This window comes from Roseibium album (genome assembly GCF_001404515.1).
GTDB lineage: Bacteria > Pseudomonadota > Alphaproteobacteria > Rhizobiales > Stappiaceae > Roseibium > Roseibium album.
Window position 1 is genome coordinate 17,368 of record NZ_CXWE01000014.1, and the last position, 19,929, is coordinate 37,296.

At 59.1% G+C, this 19,929-nt stretch carries 16 protein-coding genes and 3 pseudogenes; 7 read left to right on the forward strand and 12 right to left on the reverse strand.

The annotated features are described in order from the left end of the window. Positions 1-35 precede the first annotated feature (35 nt). Positions 36-1,004 (forward strand): alpha/beta hydrolase family protein, encoded by a 969-nt coding sequence (locus tag LA5095_RS29735; protein WP_055391653.1) that lies wholly within the window; start codon positions 36-38, stop codon positions 1,002-1,004. A 489-nt stretch (positions 1,005-1,493) separates the two neighbouring features. Here the strand turns inward: LA5095_RS29735 and LA5095_RS29740 are convergent, their stop codons facing one another. Genes LA5095_RS29740 through LA5095_RS29760 form a run of 5 tightly spaced genes read right to left on the reverse strand, consistent with a single transcriptional unit; the run spans position 1,494 to position 8,610 of the window. Further along, positions 1,494-2,792 (reverse strand): aspartate aminotransferase family protein, encoded by a 1,299-nt coding sequence (locus LA5095_RS29740; RefSeq protein WP_055391599.1) that lies wholly within the window; start codon positions 2,790-2,792, stop codon positions 1,494-1,496. A 13-nt stretch (positions 2,793-2,805) separates the two neighbouring features. Beyond that, entirely contained in the window at positions 2,806-3,930 is a 1,125-nt protein-coding gene (locus LA5095_RS29745) for a mandelate racemase/muconate lactonizing enzyme family protein (RefSeq protein WP_055391600.1), read from the reverse strand. Then, on the reverse strand, positions 3,930-5,042 hold the full coding sequence (locus LA5095_RS29750; protein ID WP_055391601.1) for a mandelate racemase/muconate lactonizing enzyme family protein: 1,113 nt from the start codon (positions 5,040-5,042) through the stop codon (positions 3,930-3,932). Before LA5095_RS29750 ends, LA5095_RS29745 begins: the two co-directional genes overlap by 1 nt. Continuing rightward, positions 5,039-6,133, reverse strand: coding sequence for an alcohol dehydrogenase family protein (locus LA5095_RS29755; protein ID WP_055391602.1), 1,095 nt, complete (start codon positions 6,131-6,133; stop codon positions 5,039-5,041). The genes LA5095_RS29750 and LA5095_RS29755 overlap by 4 nt, the downstream gene beginning before the upstream one ends. Then, entirely contained in the window at positions 6,130-8,610 is a 2,481-nt protein-coding gene (locus LA5095_RS29760) for an FAD-dependent oxidoreductase (RefSeq protein WP_235808908.1), read from the reverse strand. Before LA5095_RS29760 ends, LA5095_RS29755 begins: the two co-directional genes overlap by 4 nt. A 76-nt stretch (positions 8,611-8,686) precedes the next feature. Here LA5095_RS29760 and LA5095_RS29765 point away from each other — a divergent pair, with 76 nt between their 5' ends. The 5 genes from LA5095_RS29765 to LA5095_RS29785 are packed head-to-tail and all read left to right on the forward strand — an operon-like array spanning position 8,687 to position 13,087. Beyond that, positions 8,687-9,595, forward strand: coding sequence for a MurR/RpiR family transcriptional regulator (locus LA5095_RS29765; protein ID WP_082443006.1), 909 nt, complete (start codon positions 8,687-8,689; stop codon positions 9,593-9,595). Then, positions 9,592-10,674 carry an aromatic ring-hydroxylating oxygenase subunit alpha gene (locus tag LA5095_RS29770; protein ID WP_055391604.1) on the forward strand — a complete coding sequence of 361 codons (1,083 nt, stop codon included), beginning with the start codon at positions 9,592-9,594 and terminating at the stop codon, positions 10,672-10,674. The genes LA5095_RS29765 and LA5095_RS29770 overlap by 4 nt, the downstream gene beginning before the upstream one ends. After that, complete coding sequence (locus tag LA5095_RS29775) at positions 10,674-11,258, forward strand: sulfotransferase-like domain-containing protein (RefSeq protein WP_055391605.1); 585 nt, start codon at positions 10,674-10,676, stop codon at positions 11,256-11,258. The genes LA5095_RS29770 and LA5095_RS29775 overlap by 1 nt, the downstream gene beginning before the upstream one ends. Further along, positions 11,255-12,706 (forward strand): aldehyde dehydrogenase family protein, encoded by a 1,452-nt coding sequence (locus tag LA5095_RS29780; protein ID WP_055391606.1) that lies wholly within the window; start codon positions 11,255-11,257, stop codon positions 12,704-12,706. Before LA5095_RS29775 ends, LA5095_RS29780 begins: the two co-directional genes overlap by 4 nt. 3 nt (positions 12,707-12,709) lie before the next feature. Next, positions 12,710-13,087: a carboxymuconolactone decarboxylase family protein gene (locus tag LA5095_RS29785; RefSeq protein WP_055391607.1), complete on the forward strand. Its 378-nt coding sequence runs from the start codon at positions 12,710-12,712 to the stop codon at positions 13,085-13,087. A gap of 248 nt (positions 13,088-13,335) precedes the next feature. Here LA5095_RS29785 and LA5095_RS29790 read toward each other — a convergent pair whose 3' ends face one another. The 3 genes and pseudogenes from LA5095_RS29790 to LA5095_RS32975 all read right to left on the reverse strand — a co-directional run. Further along, positions 13,336-13,647, reverse strand: coding sequence for a DUF736 domain-containing protein (locus LA5095_RS29790; RefSeq protein WP_438646568.1), 312 nt, complete (start codon positions 13,645-13,647; stop codon positions 13,336-13,338). Between the two features lie 8 nt (positions 13,648-13,655). After that, a pseudogene (locus LA5095_RS29795) lies at positions 13,656-13,874 on the reverse strand (DUF2274 domain-containing protein); the annotation flags it as partial. A 30-nt stretch (positions 13,875-13,904) separates the two neighbouring features. Continuing rightward, positions 13,905-14,075 (reverse strand): annotated as a pseudogene (locus LA5095_RS32975) (IS3 family transposase); the annotation flags it as partial. Here LA5095_RS32975 and istB point away from each other — a divergent pair. Continuing rightward, positions 14,060-14,644, forward strand: a pseudogene (istB, locus tag LA5095_RS29800) (IS21-like element helper ATPase IstB); the annotation flags it as partial. The pseudogenes LA5095_RS32975 and istB overlap by 16 nt on opposite strands. Before the next feature lie 240 nt (positions 14,645-14,884). On the opposite strand, the gene LA5095_RS29805 reads toward istB, so the two are convergent. Genes LA5095_RS29805 through LA5095_RS29820 form a run of 4 tightly spaced genes read right to left on the reverse strand, consistent with a single transcriptional unit; the run spans position 14,885 to position 19,929 of the window. Continuing rightward, on the reverse strand, positions 14,885-16,150 hold the full coding sequence (locus LA5095_RS29805; RefSeq protein ID WP_055391609.1) for an aminotransferase class V-fold PLP-dependent enzyme: 1,266 nt from the start codon (positions 16,148-16,150) through the stop codon (positions 14,885-14,887). 18 nt (positions 16,151-16,168) lie between these two features. Further along, positions 16,169-17,182 carry a glutamate cyclase domain-containing protein gene (locus LA5095_RS29810; protein WP_055391610.1) on the reverse strand — a complete coding sequence of 338 codons (1,014 nt, stop codon included), beginning with the start codon at positions 17,180-17,182 and terminating at the stop codon, positions 16,169-16,171. Further along, entirely contained in the window at positions 17,183-18,445 is a 1,263-nt protein-coding gene (locus tag LA5095_RS29815; protein WP_199485864.1) for a PLP-dependent aminotransferase family protein, read from the reverse strand. After that, positions 18,442-19,929, reverse strand: coding sequence for an aldehyde dehydrogenase family protein (locus LA5095_RS29820; protein ID WP_055391612.1), 1,488 nt, complete (start codon positions 19,927-19,929; stop codon positions 18,442-18,444). Before LA5095_RS29820 ends, LA5095_RS29815 begins: the two co-directional genes overlap by 4 nt.

The following is a 19,929-nucleotide window of genomic DNA, read 5'->3' on the forward strand; positions in this document are numbered from 1 at the left end:
TGACCAGTTTTTTTGCCAGAACGGACAATGAAACCATGAACAACCTCATCACCGACGCCCGTCATATCCCAATCAATGACCCGACGCAGACCATTTCCATCAGCCCCGTGACGTTGGAGGCGCCAGATCGCTGCGTGCCTTTGGAAATGCGCATCACAGCGCCCGCAACGGGGCGCAACCTGCCGATCATCCTGCTGTCGCACGGGCATGGGCCCTCGCTTTATATTCCATCAAAGGACGGCTATGGCCCGCTTGCGAATTTCTATGCCGGGCATGGATTTGTTGTGATCCAGCCAACCCACGTGAATGCAAAGGTCGCCGGACTGCCCTCCGACGCGCCGGGCGGTCCGCTGTTCTGGCGCTCGCGTGTCAAGGACATGTCGATAATCCTGGATCACCTTGATGACATCGAGGCTTTGGTTCCCACCATCGCCGGACGCCTTGATCATAGAAAAGTCGCAGCAGTAGGGCATTCCTTGGGCGGGCAGACCGTTGGTATGCTGCTTGGCGCGCGGCTGACCGACCCAAAAGACCCGGAAGCAACAGACGTCAACATGATCGAGCCGCGGATTACGGCCGGCGTCCTTTTGGCCGCCCCGGGAAACGGTGGTGACAGCCTAAGCGATAACGCAAAGGAAAACTATTCGGCTCTGAACCCGGACTTCTCTCATATGACTACACAAACTCTGGTGGTTGCCGGTGACGCCGACGTGGCCGCACACCTCACGGTGCGTGGCGCGGATTGGTACAAGGATCCCTTCCGCGAGAGTCCCGGCGCGGACGCGATGCTGACCCTGATTGGCGGAAAACACGGGCTCGGTGGCGTTTCAGGCTATGATGCCAAAGAAACAAGTGACGAGGACCCCGACCGCATGGCAGTCGTCCAGCGCATGACATGGGCATACTTGCGTTCAGCGTTTGACGACAAGGACCAATCGTGGGCAGAGGCATGCAGAGCATTGAAACGCCACGCCAGCGCGCACGGCTACGTCGATTTCAAGTAGCCAAAATAGCCCATGGAAATTCGGTTGCGTTTCTCGAACAGGTCCGGAGTACCCCGAATGACACTGCTAGAAGCAAGGCATGTCGGGAAGTAAAAGGGCCCGCAAGTCTGTGGTTTTCCGTGAAGCCGACATCCGTGCATCGCGCAGCATCGGTGACTATGGGCTCGTTTCCGACTTTCCCCGCGATGGATACTAGCGACCGCTCCGGGCCGTGAGCGACCAAATTCACAGGAGGGCGGGGAGCGGACTTTTGCTGTGCGTTGTTGGAATGTCCGAAACTGGACCGCAATCGGATTGGTGATAGAAGGAGCCTTGCATGCCAATGCTGGTTTCTGGAAAGGGTGCTCAGAATAGGCTTAAGTCGTAGTAGAATTTTGGCCTTCTTTTTTTCACTCGATGCGCTTCGGGACAGACCAGCGACAATCTATGAGCTCTCAGATCCAACATTTTTGGATGAAGTCCGATCGACCTCCAAATCGTTGAGTGGCCTCAAATCTGATTTGCCGAGCCAGCCTGTTCACATGCTTGTGCCGCTTTGGCCAGTGCCTCATCGGTCTGCTCAAGATCTTCTTCGGTGAGAGCCAGGTGTGCATAAAGCTTGCTGTCCGGCTTGAGGATGCCATTCGACCTGAGGTTTGTGTTGAATGCCTTCGATTTTGCGGTGTCGTTGTTGAACATGTCCCGGTAACTCCTGACGGGGCGGTCAGTGAAAACCACGTCAAACAGCATCGGTTCACCAACAATCTTATGTGCCACGCCGGCTGCTTCCAGGTGGGTTCTGAAACTCTGCATGAGCCTCTCGCCATTTCGGCGCAGGGTCTCGTATGCACCGGAACGTTTCAGAATTTCCAGTGTTTTGAGGCCGGCAACGCTTGCAACAGGATTCCCGCTGAGCGTTCCGACCTGGAATGTGTACCCCTCCGCTCCGACCAAAGATTTGTCGAAGTGCGCCATTATTTCAGACTTTCCTGCAATCGCGGCCAGGGGAAATCCGCCGCCGATGATCTTCCCAAGCGTACACAGGTCGGGTACCACCCCGTAATATTCCTGGGCACCGCCATACGCAAACCGGAAGCCGGTTACAACCTCGTCAAATACGAGAACGATGCCATGCTTCGTGGCAAGATTGCGCAAGGCCAGCAGAAACCCTTCCTCAGGCGGGATCAGGCGTTGCAAAGGCTCCACGATAATGCAGGCAATCTCGGCGGCGCGTTCCTCGATCAGCGAGGTTGCGAAGGCGACGTCGTTGAACGGGGCAATCAGCATATTGTCGCGAACGCCGTCCGGAATTCCGGCAGAGTCTGGGACCGCCTGCGGAAAATTGACCAGCTGTGTTGGCGCGAGACTCATCAATGCTTCGCCGGACATTCCGTGATAGCCACCTTCGAATTTCAGGATCTTGTCGCGTCCGGTATGCGCCCGCGCAAGGCGCATGGCATACATGTCCGCCTCACCGCCTGTGGAGACATACCGCACCTGATCTGCACATGGCACCGCTTCCACCAGCACCTCCGCCAGCTCGATGCCGCGTGCATTGCTGGTGAAGAACGTCAGGCCCTTGCCCAGCTGCTCCTGAACGGCCTCCAGTACTTCCGGGTGGCCATGGCCCACCAGCATCGGACCCGAGCCGATGAGGTAGTCGATGAACTCGTTTCCGTCCTCATCCCAGACGCGTGATCCTTTGCCTTCGCGAATGATGAGGCCCGGATCGAAATTGCCGAAACCGGCCGCGGGCAACACCTGCGCCGCGCGGTCTTTCCAATCCTGTTGAGAGATCGAGGTTTTCATGGATACGCCCTCCTCAGGCGGCAATGGAAAGAACAGGCACCCCGAGCGCATCCGCATCGGGCCAGACACCGAGGCCAGGTCCGACCGGCGGCGAAATCCGCCCCTTGGAGCGAACGGGAGCATCGGCATCAATACGCGGGCTGACATAGCCCGACAAATCACAAACGTTCATGATGGCTTTCGGCGGTGTAGCGGCCGCAACATGCAGCGCCGCCGCTGTTGCCACATCCGAGCCCCAGGTGTCCTCGATACACATCCGGGCACCAAAATAGAGGCAAAGGTCCCGGGCCCGTCGAAGCTCAGAGATGCCACCGAACTTGCTGAGCTTCAGGGCGACAGCATCCATGCACCCCAGTTCATAGGCCTTCAGGAGCGTTGCCGTGTCGTGAGCATTCTCGTCCAGCTTCATCGGCAGGTTTGTCGCGTGTCTCACGGCCGCGCATTCTTCAAGTGTTGCACAGGGCTGTTCCAGCATGATGTCGAGATCTGAGACAGCACGCCCGACACGGGTGGCATCCAACCGGGACGCACCGCAATTCCAGTCGCCATAGACAAGAGGGCCAGCACCGGCGGCTTCCCGCACAAAACGCAGGCGTGCAACGTCTGCCTCCCAGTTGTCATCAGCTCCGAGCTTGACCTGGATCTGGCGCATGCCGGCAGAGATCGCTTCCTTTGCGATCCGGGCCATCTCCTCCGGCGCGATGCAGGTTATGGAATGATAGAGCGGCAGGTCCTGGTTCTGTTGACCGCCCAGAAGCGTATAGACCGGCACACCGCAGGCTTTTCCCGTCAGGTCCCAAAGCGCAATGTCGATCGCGGACTGCGCGTATGGGTGGCCCAGAAGATGCGACTTGCAGGCCGCCATCAGGGCGTCCACGCCCACGGGGTTGGCACCGATCAGCACCGGCGCCAGTTCCTCCAGAGCCGGAGCGACCCCGTTGGCATAGGCCGGCAGGTAATGCGGGATCGGGCAGACTTCACCCCAGCCGGAGATCCCCTGGTCGGTTTCGATCCGGAGCACCATGCTGTCGACCGTTGCGCAGGTTTTGCCCGAGGCCATATTGTAGGTCTCGTGGCTGGTCAGCGGCACCCGCCACAGTGTTAGTCCGGAAATGCGGAAATCGGGAAAGTTTGTCACTACTCGCCTCCATAAACAGCAACGGGGTCTCCAAGAAGGCCCGGGTCCGGATTCAGTCCGACACCCGGTGTTTCGGACAGTTGAACAAGGCCGTTTCTGTTCCGCCCGCCCTGGTCGGGCACGGGGTCGCGCGACAGGTGCGCGTGGCAAAGCCAGCTGGCCAGCCTGTTGACCTCTGGCGTTGAAGCTGCCAGATGCAGGGCGGTCGTATCTGCAAAGGCACTGCCGCCGGTATCCTCGATATGCATCTGCCAGCCGACGGAAACACCGAAGTCGCGTATCTGCCGGGCCCTTGTCAGGCCGCCGACACGGTTGGGTTTGACCTTGACGCCCTGGCAGGCGTTGCGTCTCCAGGCATCCAGATGGTCCTGGAAGGTGTGCAGGCACTCGTCCAGCATGATCGGTTGGGGCACTTGCGCTGCGACCACAGCACACTGATCCAGGGTTTCACAGGGCTGTTCGATCCAGTCCCTTGCACCGACCGCATTCAGAACCTGCAGCGCAACGCCAGGGGTCCACGCCCGGTTGACATCGAAAGTGACTTGTTCGCCCTCTGGCAGGGTCCGTGAAATGGCTTCGATGCGTTCAATATCGGCTGCAAAGTCACTGCCTCCGATCTTGGCCGAGTGGGTTCGGTAACCTAGCTCGCTCGCTGTTCTGATATCGGCGATCATCTCCTCCGGTGACCCGGTAGAAATGGAAGAATTGATGTCCACCGGCGCGGCAGCTTCTGCACCCAGGAGACGCCAGAGCGGTTGGCCACTTGCTTTGCCGAGCAAATCCCAGCAGGCAATGTCGAGCGGTGACTTTGCGTAAGGGTGCCCCGGCAAGGTGACGTCCATGAGCCGATTGATGTCGTCCAGCGCCCTTGGGTCACGCCCGATCAGCGCCGGTGCGAGCAAACCAAGAGCCGCCCGCAAACCCGATCCGTGCGCCGGTAGATAGGTGTGCCCCCACGGGCAGCCTTCCCCCCAGCCGACCAGGCCCGTGTCGGTTTCAAGGCGCACGAAGGTGCTGTCGATTTCCTCGAATTTCAAACGGCCGCCGGAGAGCCAATAAGGCTTGGAAAGAGGCAGGGACACGGCCCAGACAGAGATGCGGGAGATCTTCATGGCAACACCACGATGTTGCCCGTGTGTCTCTTCTCGATGAACGCGGTCTGGGCCGCATGAAATTCCTCAAGCGGATAGGTTGCCGCCAGGACCGGCCGGACTTCGCCGCGCTCGATGTAACCGACCAGGTCATTGAAGATATGCGGTTCAACGACTGTCGAGCCGGTAAAGGTCAGGTCACGCAGGTAAAATGTCCTCAGATCGAAATCGACCATCGGGCCCGCAATTGCGCCGGAGCAGGTGTAGCGGCCGCCACGTTCCAGGGCATCAATCAACGTGCCCCAGTACGAGCCGCCGACAATGTCGGCGACAACAGAGACAGTGTCATTGCCAATCGCTGTCTTGAGCGCCGCCTTCAGATCCCCTGGAGTCCGTTCCAGAACAACTTCGGCTCCGAGTGCGCGTAGGTCGTCATGTTTTGCCGGAGACGCCAGCCCGACAACAGTGGCGCCACGCCGTTTGGCCAACTGGACCAGGGCCGAACCGACCCCTCCGGAAGCACCGGTGACAAGGACCGTATCATCCCCACTCACATTGGCCCGGCTGAGCATGCCTTCGGCAGTGGTGTAGGAACAGGAGAAGGTCGCCAGTTCCGCATCGCTCAGCGAAGAATGGATGGCAGCTACATTGCGCGCATCAACCTTGGCATATTGGGCGTATCCGCCGTCGCATTCCGACCCGAAGTATCCCGTCTTGTCCCGGTTGAACGGGTCGTCCCAGCCGCGCAGCCAGCAATCCACCATGACGCGCTTTTGCAGAAGATCCTCCGGCGCACCATTGCCAACAGCAACCACTACACCGACGGCATCTGCTCCTTGAATGCGCGGAAATGTTATCGGCCGACCGCCCCAGGTTGGATCGCTTTCGTCTACCTCGTCATAAGCGCCGCCGGTTGTCGCGTCAGACACGGTTTTGGAGTACCAGCCCGAACGCGTGTTGATATCCGTGTTGTTGAGACCACAGGCACCAACCCGGATCAGGACCTCGCCTGGGCCCGGCACCGGCACCGGCCAGTCTTCATGCCAGACCAGTTGATCGAGACCGCCATGCCCTTCCAGAACAATGGCATTCATGGTTGCCGGTGCGTTCATTCAGCAGCCACTCCAACCGGTGCATCCGTGCGTGGCAGAATGCTTTCTGGATCATAGGCCGGGACGTCCAGCACGCGGGCCTTGCGGGTCCCGTTCATGATAACGACTTCGAGCGTCTTCCCGGGAATGGCAGCTTCCGGTTTGACATAGGCAAAGGCCAGGATCTTGCAGACGGTATGCCCATAGGCGACCGAGCTCGTCGCGCCAACGGCTTCACCATCGAGCAGGACCGCCTCACCGCCGTGACCATCCTCAATCCCGTCCGGCTCGATTTCCAGGTAGACGCAGACCCAGGGAAGCGCTTCAGACCCGGCACTTTCTTCGGTTTCCGCTTTTCCCAGAAAGTCGCCTTTGTCCAGTTTGACGAAACGCATCACGTCGGCTTCCGGTAGCGTGACTTCGTTGGTGAGTTCACCGGCTCCCTTGAAACCCTTTTCAAGGCGCAGCGCATTCATCGCAAAGGAGCCGTAGTCCGTCAGGCCGTGCGGTTCGCCCGTTGCACAGAGCGTGTCATAGACGGCGAGCATATCTTCGCGCGGAACATGTAACTCCCATCCCAGTTCACCGGCGTAGGACATGCGGAAGGCCCAGAGCTTCCGGCCTGCAACTTCAATTTCCTGCGCGGTCAGCCAGCGGAAGGAATGGTTGTCCAGAGGTGCCAAGGTGTTGGGTTGCAAGATCTCGCGCGAGAGCGGTCCGTTGAGCGCCATGGCTCCCCAATCGGTCGACAGATTACGCAAGGTGACGCCGTCCGCATCAATGTTCTGTGCAAGGTGATCCAGCAGTCTCTGTTCAAAGAACGCGGCACAGACCAGATAGAAACGATCCTCTGCCAGTCTGACCACCGTCAGCTCCATCTCGATGCGACCGCGACGGTTCAGCATTTGGGTAAGCGCAATACCGCCCACCTTCTTCGGCAACCGGTTGGCGACCAGCCTGTCAAGGCTGCCCTCTGCATCAGGCCCCGACACTTCAATCTTGGTGAAGGCCGAAATGTCCATGATCCCGGCGGTTTGACGGACCGCACGCATTTCCTCCGCGACGACGTCGTGCCACGCAGCGCGTTTGAAGGAGTAATAGTCGCGCTGCTCCAGGCCGCCACGCGCAAACCAACGCGGTCGTTCATGTCCAAAGACTTCCTCGTAGACGGCGCCCTTTTCCCTGAGGCGTTCGTATAGCGGGCTTGGCTTGATCGGACGGCCTTCGAGGCGATTGAAATGCGGGAACGGAATCTCGTGACGAAGACAATAATCTTCCTTCGCCTTGATTACCTGCCAGTCCTTGTCGGCATAGTCGCCGAACCGGCGCGGGTCGAATTCGCGCATGGAAATGTCCGCCGAACCATGCACGATCCAGCGGGCCAGCTCGCGCGTAAGACCTGGTCCCCAACCGATGCCGATCTGTGTGCCACAGCAGCACCAGTAGTTTTTCACGCCGGGCGCCGGTCCAATGAGCGGATTGCCATCGGGCGGGTGCGAGATCGCACCATGGACCTCGCGCTTGATACCGAGTTCGGCGAAAATCGGCATGCGGTCCATGGCGTTCTCGAGCCACGGCATGATCCGGTCGTAATCGGCCTCGAACAACTCGTTTTCGGCTTCCCAAGGACAGAAATCCTGCCAAACTGTGTTCGGGTTTTCCTTTTCGTATATGCCGATGAGACCCGACTTCTGCTCCATGCGGATGTAACCCGACACAAGCTTGTCATCGCGGATGACCGGCAGTTCCTTGTCGAGTTCCAGGAATTCGGGCACGGTATCCGTGACGATATAGTGGTGAGTCATGGAGGTCATTGGAAGCTGCAGGCCACTCCACTCGCCCATCTGCCGGGCGTATGTGCCACCGGCATTGACGACGTGCTCACAGGTGATGTCCCCGAGTTCGGTGGACACTTTCCACTCGCCGTTCGGCTGCTGCTTGATATCAGTGGTCCTGCAGCGGCGAATGATCTTTACGCCGAGCTGCCTTGCGCCGATTGCCAGGGCTTGCGTGATCCCGGACGGGTCGGCGTGACCGTCGTCGGGCGTGTGCAATGCCCCGAGAACACCATCAAGATTATAGAACGGGTGCGACTCCCGGATGCGATCCGGTCCAACCAGCTCCATCGGAAACTTGAGGGCCCGGCCGACACTCATCGTGTGCCGAAGCCAGTCCATCTCATCTTCGGAATAGGCAAGCCGGAAAGACCCGCAGCCATGCCAGGTGACCGACTGACCCGTCTCGGCCTCCAGCGCGCCGGAATAAAGATCGATGTTGTAGCCGACACATTTACCGAGCCCGAAACTTGACGTGGAATGGGTGATCTGGCCCGCAGCGTGCCACGTCGAACCCGAGGTCAATTCCGCCTTTTCCAGGAGGACGACATCACTGCAGCCCTCATGCGCCAGATGATAGGCAAGGCCACACCCCATAATGCCACCGCCGACAATGACGACACGTGCCTGAGACGGCAATTTCGAGGTTCCTGTATCCGCCACGACGTATCTCCCTGGCCGGTGATTTTTCGATGGACAGCGTAATTGTACAAATGTACTCTCGTCAATCATGAATGATATGAACGTACCAAAACCTGATCTGAAGGCCCCGCAAACGGTTCTGGAAGAACTCGCATCCGAACTGGACGAGCTCACCCCGGAACTGCGTAAGGCCGCTAGTTATGTGCTTGAAAACCCGAATGATGTCGGCGTGAGTTCAATCCGCGAGATCGCCGACGCTGCCGGTGTCAAACCAAACACCTTTGTGCGCATGGCACGTTCCGCCGGGTTCGAGGGTTATGAGGATTTCCGGCATCCCTTCCGGGAAGCGATCCGCAGCAGGGGGACCGATTTTCCCGATCGCGCCCGCTGGCTGCAGTCGCTTGCCAAGGGTGGTCAGCTTGGCGAGTTGTTTGCCGAGATGGCGGCCTGCGCGATCTCGAACATCGAGAATACCTTTGCCTCAACCAATGCCAACGCGATGAAGGCGGCCGCCGACGCCATCGTCAATGCACGGCATACCTATGTGCTTGGTGTCGGCGTCAACAATTCCAACGCCCGCAACTTCTCCTACCTTGCGGACATGGCCGTCGACACGATCTGGACCATCCCGCGCATGGGATCGGTCGCAACCGATGACCTGGCGAGGGCGGACAAGAACGATGTCCTCCTGGCCATGACCTGCAAGCCCTACAGGACGGATGTTGTCGCCGCTGTTGAAGTCGCGCGGGAACAGGGGCTGACAATCATCGCGATATCCGACAGCCCCGCTTCGCCCATTGTTGTAGGCAGCGATCATGCCTTTGTCGTCGATGCGGAAACACCACAATTCTTTCCGTCATCCGTTTCGACGATTGCCCTACTCGAAACACTGCTTGCGCTTGTCATTGCCGATGCGCCCGAGGAAGTCGTGGCCAGCATCGAGCGTTTTCACAATCGGCGTCACGCCATGGGACTTTACCAGGAAGAGTGGAAGGACCGCTCATGAACGTTCACAGCCAGCTCATTCACTCGCTTGAAGCACATTATTATACCGACCCTGCGCATTTTGAGGTCGAGAAGGCGGGATTGCTGGCGCGAACGTGGCAATTTGCGGGTCACAGCTCGCTTCTGGAAAGACCCGGTGACTATTTCACCATTGATATCGCAGGTGAAAGCATCGTCTGTCTGCGGGACAGGCAGGGAGAACTGCACGCCTATTACAATGTCTGCCAGCACCGGGCTCACCAGCTGGTGCAGGGCGAAGGCAATACCAAACTTCTGGTCTGCCCCTATCACAGCTGGACCTATGAACTCACCGGCCGCCTGCGTTCCGGGCCCAATGTCCGGTCCGTGCCGGGCTTCGATCGCAAGCAGATATGCCTGACCTCTGTCCGTATCGAGGACTTTTGCGGCTTCCTGTTCGTGAATCTCGATCCTGACGCCAAGCCGATGGACGACTGGTTTCCGAATGTCCGAAATGAACTTCAAGCCTTCGTCCCGCATATCGACAGGTTGCGGCCGCTCGAATGGGTGGAAATAGAAGAAAACTGCAATTGGAAAGTCTCCGTCGAGAACTATTCCGAATGTTACCACTGCCCCATCAACCACCCCACTTTCGCCTCGGGTGTCGTCAAGCCCGAGACCTATGACATCCAGCCACAGGGTTATTGCCTGCGCCACACAACAGAGTGCCAGAATCTCGAGCGCATGACCTATGACATTGATCTGGAGTCCAACGAGCACGCCGGCGACTACTCTTCCTGGTTCCTGTGGCCATTGTTTTCCTTCCAGGTCTATCCCGGCAACATCCTCAACACCTATCACTGGCGTGCAGTCGACGTGGACCACGTGGCGGTCTGGCGCGGCTGGTACACGATCGATGGCGTTGATTCAGACGTGGTGCGCCGCCTCGCGGTTCAGGACCGGTCAACAACCGTGGAGGAAGACATCTATCTGGTGGAATCCGTTCACAAAGGCCTGCACAGTCGGGGCTACAAGCCGGGACCACTCGTTCTCGATCCCGGCTGCGGCGTGAACTCTGAACATTCCATCAAGACTTTGCAGGCCTGGATGCGGGAAGCCTGATGTCCCAAGCCGCCGCCGCCTCGATGAACATGCCGCAAAAGTGGACGCCGGAGCAGAAACTGTTTCCGCATCAGGCCGGCTTCACCTGCCCGCCTCACGATTGGGATGCGGCTCCCTCGGACTTCCTTTTGCATTTCACCCACGCTTTCCTGATCCGGGACCCGGCGCTGACAATCACCTCCATGTATGCCAAGTGGCCGGAATTCGATGCTGCGGAAGTCGGCTTCCCGGAGCAGCGTGCCCTCTATGATTTGCTCACCGCGCTGAACGGAACGCGACCCACGGTTGTTGACAGTGGCGACCTGCTTGAAGCACCCGCCCTGACGGTCAAGGCTTTTTGCGAAGCGGTCGACATTCCCTTTATCGAAGACGCCCTGAGTTGGGAGCCCGGAGCCGACACGGGACAATACAGCTGGTGGGACGGCGGTTCCTTTCATGCCAACCTGAAGAACTCGACCGGCCTGCGTCCCCAGAAGCGGAAATATGTCGAGATCGCCGAGGCGCTTGACCGGGTGCAGCATGTCTACCGGCGCATGAAACCTCATTGTGACCGGCTCTATGCAAACAGGACCAGACCTCAGTGACAGAGATCCCCGCCTACTCGCGCAATTACATCGATGGCGACTTTTGCGACGGCGGCGCCGGTCGGCTGGCCGTTCTCGACCCTGCAACGGGCGAGCCCGTGGCGGAACAGGCACTGGCGGATGCTGCGGATGTAGATCGTGCTGTTGCCTCCGCGAAGGCCTTCAGCGAGACAGGTGGCTGGTCTGGTCTCCGTCCGGTGGAACGCGGCCGGATCGTGCGCCAGATGGGCGACTATCTTCTTGAGCGCATCGACGAGATTGCCCCCGTCCTTACCTGCGAGGCCGGCAAACCGCTGTGGGAGGCCCGCCTCGAAATCGAGGGCGCAGCGCGTTATTTCGAGTATTACGGCAATCAGGCCGAGACCATGGAGGGGCGGTCGATCCCGCTTGGCGACGGCTATTTCGACTTTACCACCCACCAGCCGTTCGGCGTTTCCGCGCAGATCATTCCCTGGAACTATCCGATGGAAATGACGGCGCGCTCCCTGTCTGCCGCCCTGGCTGTCGGATGCGCCGTTGTGGTCAAGACGCCAGAACTCGATCCCTTGACCAACCGGTTCATTGCCGAAGCCGCGATTGCCTGCGGCTTGCCCAAGGGGGTCTTGCATATCCTGTGCGGTCTTGGGCGGGAGGCAGGGGCAGCGCTGGCAGCGCATCCGGATGTCAACCAGATCGTCTTTACCGGTTCGGTCGCAACCGGTGTTTCCATTGCAACAGCAGCAGCCCGCAACGTCGTGCCCTGCGTTCTGGAACTGGGAGGAAAGTCCGCAGCAATCGTTCATGACGACGCCGATCTGGATGCCTTTTTGTCCGATATGCGCTGGGGGATCTACTTCAATGCGGGTCAGGTCTGTTCCGCCATGTCCCGCGTGATCGTCCAGGAGAAGGTCCACGATCAGCTTGTCGAGGGAATGGTCGATCAGGCCAGAAGCCTGACCGTCAGGCCCGGGCTGGAGTTTCCGGACTTCGGACCGAACATGGGCCCGATGATCTCCGAAGCGCAATGCCAACGGGCCACTGGTATGGTCAGCGACGCCGAGCGGGAAGGTGCACGCATCGCAGCTGGTGGACATCGCATGAACCGGCCGGGCTATTTCCTGGAACCGACTGTCCTTACAGATGTCACACCGGACATGAAGATCGCTCAGCAGGAAGTGTTCGGACCGGCACTTTCCGTTTTGAAATTCCGCGAGGATGACGAAGCCATTAAGATCGCCAACAGCACCCCCTATGGGCTTGTTGCCGGTGTCTTCACCTCAGATCTGGACAGGGCGATGCAGGCCTCCCGGCGCCTTCGCGCAGGACAGGTCTTCGTCAACGAGTGGTATGCGGGCGGTGTCGAAACACCTTTTGGCGGCTTTGGCAAATCCGGCTACGGTCGGGAGAAGGGTCGCGAAGCCCTTCTGAATTACGTTCAAACCAAAAATGTTGCCATCAAGCTGAGGTGAATTATGGACCAGGATCTTTTTGAAAAAGGCCTTGAACAACGCAAGGCCACTCTGGGAGCCGAATACGTCGAAAAGAATCTGGAAGCAGCAGACGACTTCACCCGGCCGTTCCAGGAAGCCATGACGGCCTGGTGCTGGGGTTTCGGTTGGGGGGACGACGTGATCGATGCCAAAACCCGCTCCATAATGAACCTTGCGATGATCGGGGCGCTGGGCAAAATGACCGAATGGGAGATCCATTGCAGGGGCGCGATCAACAATGGTGTCACCAAGGACGAGATCCGCGCGATCATCCACGTTGTCGGCATCTATTGCGGCGTTCCGCAATCCCTGGAATGTTTCCGCGTCGCCAAGAAGGTTCTTGAAGAACATCGAGGTTAACCGGGCTTGGGTTTGCCACGCTGGCGTGCGGTCAGGGTACCTGATGAGCCCAAACCAAAAGTCCGCTGTTCAGTAAACGACCAGTGAGCCATGAATAGTCAAAATTGTTGCATAAAACCGTCGTTTGGTGACGGAGCGAAAGTCTGCAGCGGGCCAAAAGTCCCAGCACACGGACACCGCTGCGATGTCCGCTTTGTTGATCCAACTGCCAAAACCAGACAGTCAGCAGTCGGCCCCAAATCTGCCAATCATCCTTCACGCCTGTTCCATACCAAGAATGCCGTTCCTTCTTCCTCAAAAAGGGCTGCCCGGATTGGATTGGAAATACTTGGATCGTCCAACAGCACGCTTAGGCACTCTCTGGACTGCTGGTCGTTGGTCTTCGATTTCCACGCAGCGCCAAATTCAGCGCGACCGCCGTAGACCTGGAAATCCGGCGCACCTTCGGAACCTTTCTTGTCATTGGCGACAATGTTGATTTTGACGTTGATGGTTAGCGTTCGGATTGTGCCCTTGTAGCCGTCTTTGGTAGCGGTGAAACTTCCGATTGTTGCCATCATAGTGTCTCCTAGGATTGGTTCGGAAAAGATTGAGATTGCTGTTCGGCAAGTTGTTTTCGCGCTCGCCTGAACCCGGCGTCTATCTCCATAAAGGACGCGTGCATGAACGGGATCAGGTAGGACACAATTTCCTTTTGTCCGTAAGCCTGACGGTAGATTTCAGCGCAGTCGTTCAGCGCAACTTTGAGCTCCGCATCAGCGGTGAAGGTAATTTTCACGGCTTCACGGTCAGGGAGCTTTGAATAGCCCCGCGTTTTCTAGACGCCATCGGCTTTCATTTTCTGCTGCCGTTCGAACTCTACGGGCGACAGTATCCCGTTTTTGACGTGTTTGCGCATTGGGTTGTAGAACATCTCGATGTAGTCGAACACATCCCGCCTCGCGTTTTCGCGGGTTTTGTAGGTTCGTCGCCGCACCCTTTCCCGCCGATCGCGACCTGATCGGCTTCGACTTTGCCAGCAGTGAAGTCAACGAGGCGCTCGTGCGCCAGCTTCACCGCTGCGAGTTCATCGAGCAGGCTCACAATGCCGTCTTCCTCGGGGGACCCGGAACCGGGAAGACGCATCCGGCAACAGCGCTCGGTATCCAGGCCATCGAACATCACCGCGAGCGTGTCTGCTTCTTCTCCACCGTTGAACTCGTCAATGTGCCGGAACAGGAAAAAGCCCAGGGCAAGGCGGGACAGATCGCCAACCGACTCGTTCATTCCGGTCTTGTCATCATCGACGAGCTGGAATACCTGACGTTCAGCGCATCAGGCGGTGCTCTGCTCTTCCATCTCCCGAGCAAGCTCTATGAGCGCACCAGCGTCATCATCACCACCAACCTGAGCTTCTCGGAATGGGCCGCCGTCTTTGGCGATGCCAAGATGACCACCACGCTGCTCGACCGGCTCATCCATCACTGCCACATCCTTGAAACCGGAAACGAAAGTTTCCGCTTCAAAAACAGCACCGCAAATCAGGCCGACAACGAAGGGAGGAAACCAAAATCTTGACCTCAGCGTAACTGCCGTTCCATACGCAAAAGGCGGGTCAATTCCCGGTGGAAATACCGGGTCAGTTCTCAGTGAAAATCACCAGTCCGGAAATCCCCGACGACGGACAAGCTCCCCAAATGGGAAAAATCTGTCCAACACAGAAACTTGCGACAGGCACGTGAATGGCAACATTGGTCGGAAGCTGAAGATGTTGTTGCCAACTTTCGCAAGCAAGCTCAAGGGCCAGACGCCAACTAATCAGGCCGCAAGGCGCGCTTCAATGTCCCTGATCGCGCCGAGAAACTCAGCGATTTCCGGCAGCGTGTTGTAGTGGCACAGCGAAACTCGCACGCAGTCAGCTAGCCCCAGTGGCTCCAGCACGTTGCCGCTATAGTGGTCTGCCTTGCGTGTATGGGTGCGAATGCCCTGCATGTTGAGGGCGTCCACCACATCCGGCGACGCAATACCGGCAACTGCAATCGACACCAGGCCTTCGCGGGCCGGATTTTCGACCCCTGCGATGATCTTGACGTGCTGTAGATCCTTTAGCCCTGGGAGATTGCCGGTGCCGTGGATCATCGCGTCGACAAGGAACCTCTCGTACTGATGGATCGCGCGTCCCGCGGCCTCTATCCTGGCGCGGCGCTCCGTCGCCGGCGACACCTCACCGCCCAGCCATTCAAAATAAGCGACAACATCGGAAATGGCCGCATACGCCCCTGCGTCGCGGGTGCCGAATTCCCAGCCGGTCGCGGGAGCATCGATGAGCCTGTCATGAGGGAGCGCGCTTAGCCTGTCGGAAATCCACGCGATCCCATAGCCGTGCCTTGAAAAGACCTTGTAGGGCGAGATCGCATAACCATCGATATCGTAGCTGTCCAGGTCGAGCTGCCCGTGGGCGGCGTGTTGAATTCCGTCGACAATGATAACGCAGTCCGGAGCAACTGCGCGGATCGCCCTGGATATCGCAGCGACATCCAATGCCATTCCTGACACCGGAGACGCATGCAGGATCGTGGCGAGCGCAACATCCGGGGTCATCAACGCGGCATAGTCCCCAGCGGTGACCAGTCCGGTCTCATCGTCGTGCGGGACATTCACATAGCTTAGTCCTGCGATGTCCGCCCAGCGGCGTGCGGCGCTGCGGGTTGCCGGATGCTCGATCGACGAGCCGATAACCTTCGCGCCTTCCGGCGCGTTTACGCAGGCCGTTCTGATCAGCCGGAACAGCAGCTCGGTGCCGCTTTCGCCGGCAAGGAACTGCCCGGAAGAGGCATTCATGAAGAGCGCCAGATCGGCTTTCGCCTTGTCGATAGTGGTTTGAGTCGCCTGACCTGCAGGATTGATCCGGCCAGGATTGTCCGGTAACGCGGCGTGGAAAGACGAAGTCTCGACGACGGATTTGAGGGTCAGAGCGCCGCCGGCATTTTCGAAGAAGATGCGCGGTCCCTGGAACGGACAACTGTCCACGTGGGCGAAGCGGTCCCTGATTGCGGCAATCAGGGCGGTGTCGTTCTGAATCATTTTATAGTCCTGAAATTTCTAAAGAGCCCGGCTGACGATGGTGCGGCACAGCTCCGCGATGCCGCTATGACTTTGTCGGGGAAAGCCGTCTACACTGTCGTCGATGATTCCGTGGGTGGAGTTGATCAGACCATTGGCAACCATTGTGTCCAGCAAAAGGGCTTCCCGTTCCGGGGTGTGCAGCAATGCAGAGCTGCCCGCGCGCGCCGCCATGGCGGCACAAATCGCGGTGCACGCCCAGTTTGAGCAGGCTCCGGTGACCAGGACATCGCACCCCGTGACCGCCCCGATGCCGCCGCCGCAGCCGCATTGGCAGCGGTCGCCGTAAGGAACATGCTTACGGACATGTTCCGCAACTTTCCCCATACCGATTTCATTGCCGCCATCTCCAACAGCCACCACCGGAATGCCGCGGTCCAGTGCCTCGTCGAACAGGAAATCCACACGCGCACGGCCCATGCCATAATCGATGCCGCGCATCGAATGGTAGATGCCAAACTCGTTGCGCCCGACGCGCTCGGTTGAAAACAATAAATCCGGCTTCAGTTCGTCGAGAAGAGCTGCCGCTTGTGCCTTTCCGGCCTCGTCTCCGGTCGGATAGGTCCGCATTACGATAGTCGCGAGGCTCTTGTCTGCTCGTGCGATGCCCGCCTGTTCCAGCGTTACCGGAAATAGTCCCGCTGCCTGCATGACATTGCGGATCGCCGTCAAAAGTGTGTCTTCGCAGAGCATCACAACTGTCGCGTTGCGCCCAAGCACAAGCGCGCGGGCAACGGCCGCCGCACCGGAGGGGCCATCATTTTCGCCAAGATGAGGCGTTATCCAGGCTCGGGACACCGAACCCGTCGTCATGACAACCGTTCCACCCTCAGCCACAGCCATCAATTGATCGGCCGCTGCCCCGATGAGAGAACCGCCCTGGAGATCCCGGGCGGCAACGAACAGATGCTCAACGCCCCGTTCACCCATATCAATGTTGACGAGTTGGTCGAGCCGGGCGTCCAGCCGCGCGGTGAGTCCGTCTTGCGACATTCATGTGCCTCCAAACAACAACTCTGAGAACCAGTCCGCGTCCTCGAGGTGATTGGCCGTTTCGGTCATGGCGGCCTCAAGGCACTGAGCGATCGCCGAGACACCGCCTACACGTTTCAGCGCACCGGCAGTCGGTTTGAGTCGCAGGGATACGCGCCCTCCAGGTTGACCATGCGTGTTGACCGTGACGATGCCAAGCGTCTGCAGCATGAGCATGCCGATCGCCGCGGTGGTCTCGGCGGGAACACGGGTCGAATATTCGGTGCCGGCAACTTTCAAAACATGCGCATGGGCATCTTCTTCGCTGATTTTCGGTCCGAGCGGCGAGCGCGTAACAGCCCCGACACCGAAAACGCTCTCGAGCGCGTCCGCGAGGAGTTGCCCGTCTTTCACTTCCGCGATCAGAAGGTCCGGTGTGAAGGCCATCAGGGAACGCATCGCTCCAACGGCCACCGGCGCCCGCGCCTCCATGCCAAGTTCCGAGGCCTTTGCGGCAACAGAGACTAGTGCATCGGCCTCTCCGCAGAGGACGCCCGCCCGGGGACCCGGCAAGCCCGCCTTGTCGGTGTTGGTGATGACAAGATCAGCACCGAAGGAAAGAGACGGTGCTCCGTCATGGAGAACCGGCCTGAACCGCGCGCCATAGGCCTCGTCCATCAGAACGCGGGATTTGGCTGCCTTGGCCAGTCGAACTGCCTGCAGCGTTACGCTGTCGGCCAGCATCGAGAGTTCGGACGTTACTGTCGTGATAATCGTCAGGGACGGCAGGCGTGCTTCGAGCACCTTCTTGAGTTCCGGAATTTCGTAGACTTCGATCACCGGAACACAGGCAAGCCGAGCTCCCCGGCCAACCGACGCGTGAGACCTGTCTCCGGAAGGAACGAGCGAGACGACTGGCCGTCCGTCAGACAACGCCAGAACAGCAGCGACAATGCCCGCGCTCGTCCGGTTTACCACAGTCGCTTGTTCATGCCCGCGCCCGCCGAGATGGTTGATCGAAGCCTTTCTGAGATCTTCACCAAAAAGCCCTGGCCCGACCCATTCCTCGCACAGCTCCTGCACGTCCTCCAGGCTTACCGGATAGTAACGCAGATTGCCCGTGAAGACGCCGATGCGCTCCACGCCGTTGCGAGCAACGAAGTCCGCAGCAAGTTTGCCGGCATGTCTCAGGCGCCGCACCTCGTCGGCAGATGATCTCAGCAACTCGCCTCTCGCGTAACCGACGCCTGGGTCGAGCGCATTGCCAAACCGGTCGGATGTCATGCACCGGGCTCCACATTGACCGTGACGCATTTGCGATAGGTATAGGCCTCCAACGCGCCTTCGATGGAGTATTCGCTGCCTGTCCCTGACTGCTTGGTACCACCGTACGACATGCCCGGGATCTGGCCGCCGCCCTGATTGACCTGAATCCAGCCCGCATCGATCGCCCGCGTCAGACGGGTAATCCGGCTGAAATCATGCGTGAAAATAAAAGCGGCGAGCCCGTAATGCGTATCGTTCGCCATCTCGATCACTTCGGCTTCGCTTTCAAACGGAATAGCGGCCATGACCGGCCCGAACACTTCTTCGCGGGCTATCCGCCAGGTGTTGTCAACACCGGCGATAATTGTCGGAACCGGATTGAAACCAGCCGGGTCTTCAGCCGGAATCCCGCCTATCAGGAACTCCGCCCCCTGTTCCGCAGCCTCCACCACATAGGCCCTGATCTCACTGTAGCGCTCTGAATTGACAACAGCTCCCATGTCCACATCCGGGTCGAGCGCATCGCCGACTCTCAACGCCGCCGACTTTTCCGCAATCCGCGGCATCAGAACGTCCCAGACGTCCTTATGCACGAACAGTCGGGAACCGGCGGTACAACTCTGGCCCTGCCGCGCAAACCGCATGGCGTTGGCAACCTGCTGGGCAGTCGCATCAAGACGCTCGTCTTCGACCGCGTCGGGAAAAACAATCGTTGGCGACTTGCCCCCCAGCTCGAGCGTTAGTTTGGCGATACGGTCAGCCGTTGCATGCCCGATCAGTTTGCCGACTTCGGACGATCCGGTGAAGGAAACCTTGTCGATACCCGGATGCGATGCCAGGGCAGCGCCCGCTTCTTCTCCCAGGCCGGTGACCACGTTGAAGACACCCGGCGGGAACAGGCCATCTGCCAGCTCGGAGAGTTTCAAAATGGCGAGTGGTGCATCTTCGGCGGGTTTCAGCACAAGGCAATTGCCTGTCGCAAGCGCCATTGAAATCTTGACCGAACCGAGCTGCAGCGGCGAGTTCCAGGGAATGATCGAGCCGACGACGCCGTGCGGTTCGCGGGTAGAGTAACTGAAAACCCCCGGTCCGAGCGGTAGTGTCTCACCTTTTTGCTCGACCGCAACACCACCGTAATATTTCAACACGCCAGCGGCCCCCGTCGCTTCCCCGCGCGACTGGGTCTTGATGGCGTTGCCGCTTTCCGCAGCAAGGACACGCGCGACTTCTTCCGCATTTTCTTCAAGCCGGCGCCCGAGTTCTGCAAGCAACTTGCCGCGCTCGCTTGCCGGTAGTGCCCGCCACGCCGGCAGAGCCTTCCGGGCTGCCTTGACGGCAAGGTCGATCTCAACCGACGTACCGCGCCCGACGTCACAGATAGGTTCCCGCCGTGAAGGGTTCTCGATGGTGAGCTTGCGCCCGTCCATCGGCCGGTGCCAGGCTCCATCGATGTAACTTCCGGCAAGGCCCGCTTCAGGCAGTTTGTAGTCGAGCAGCGCCAT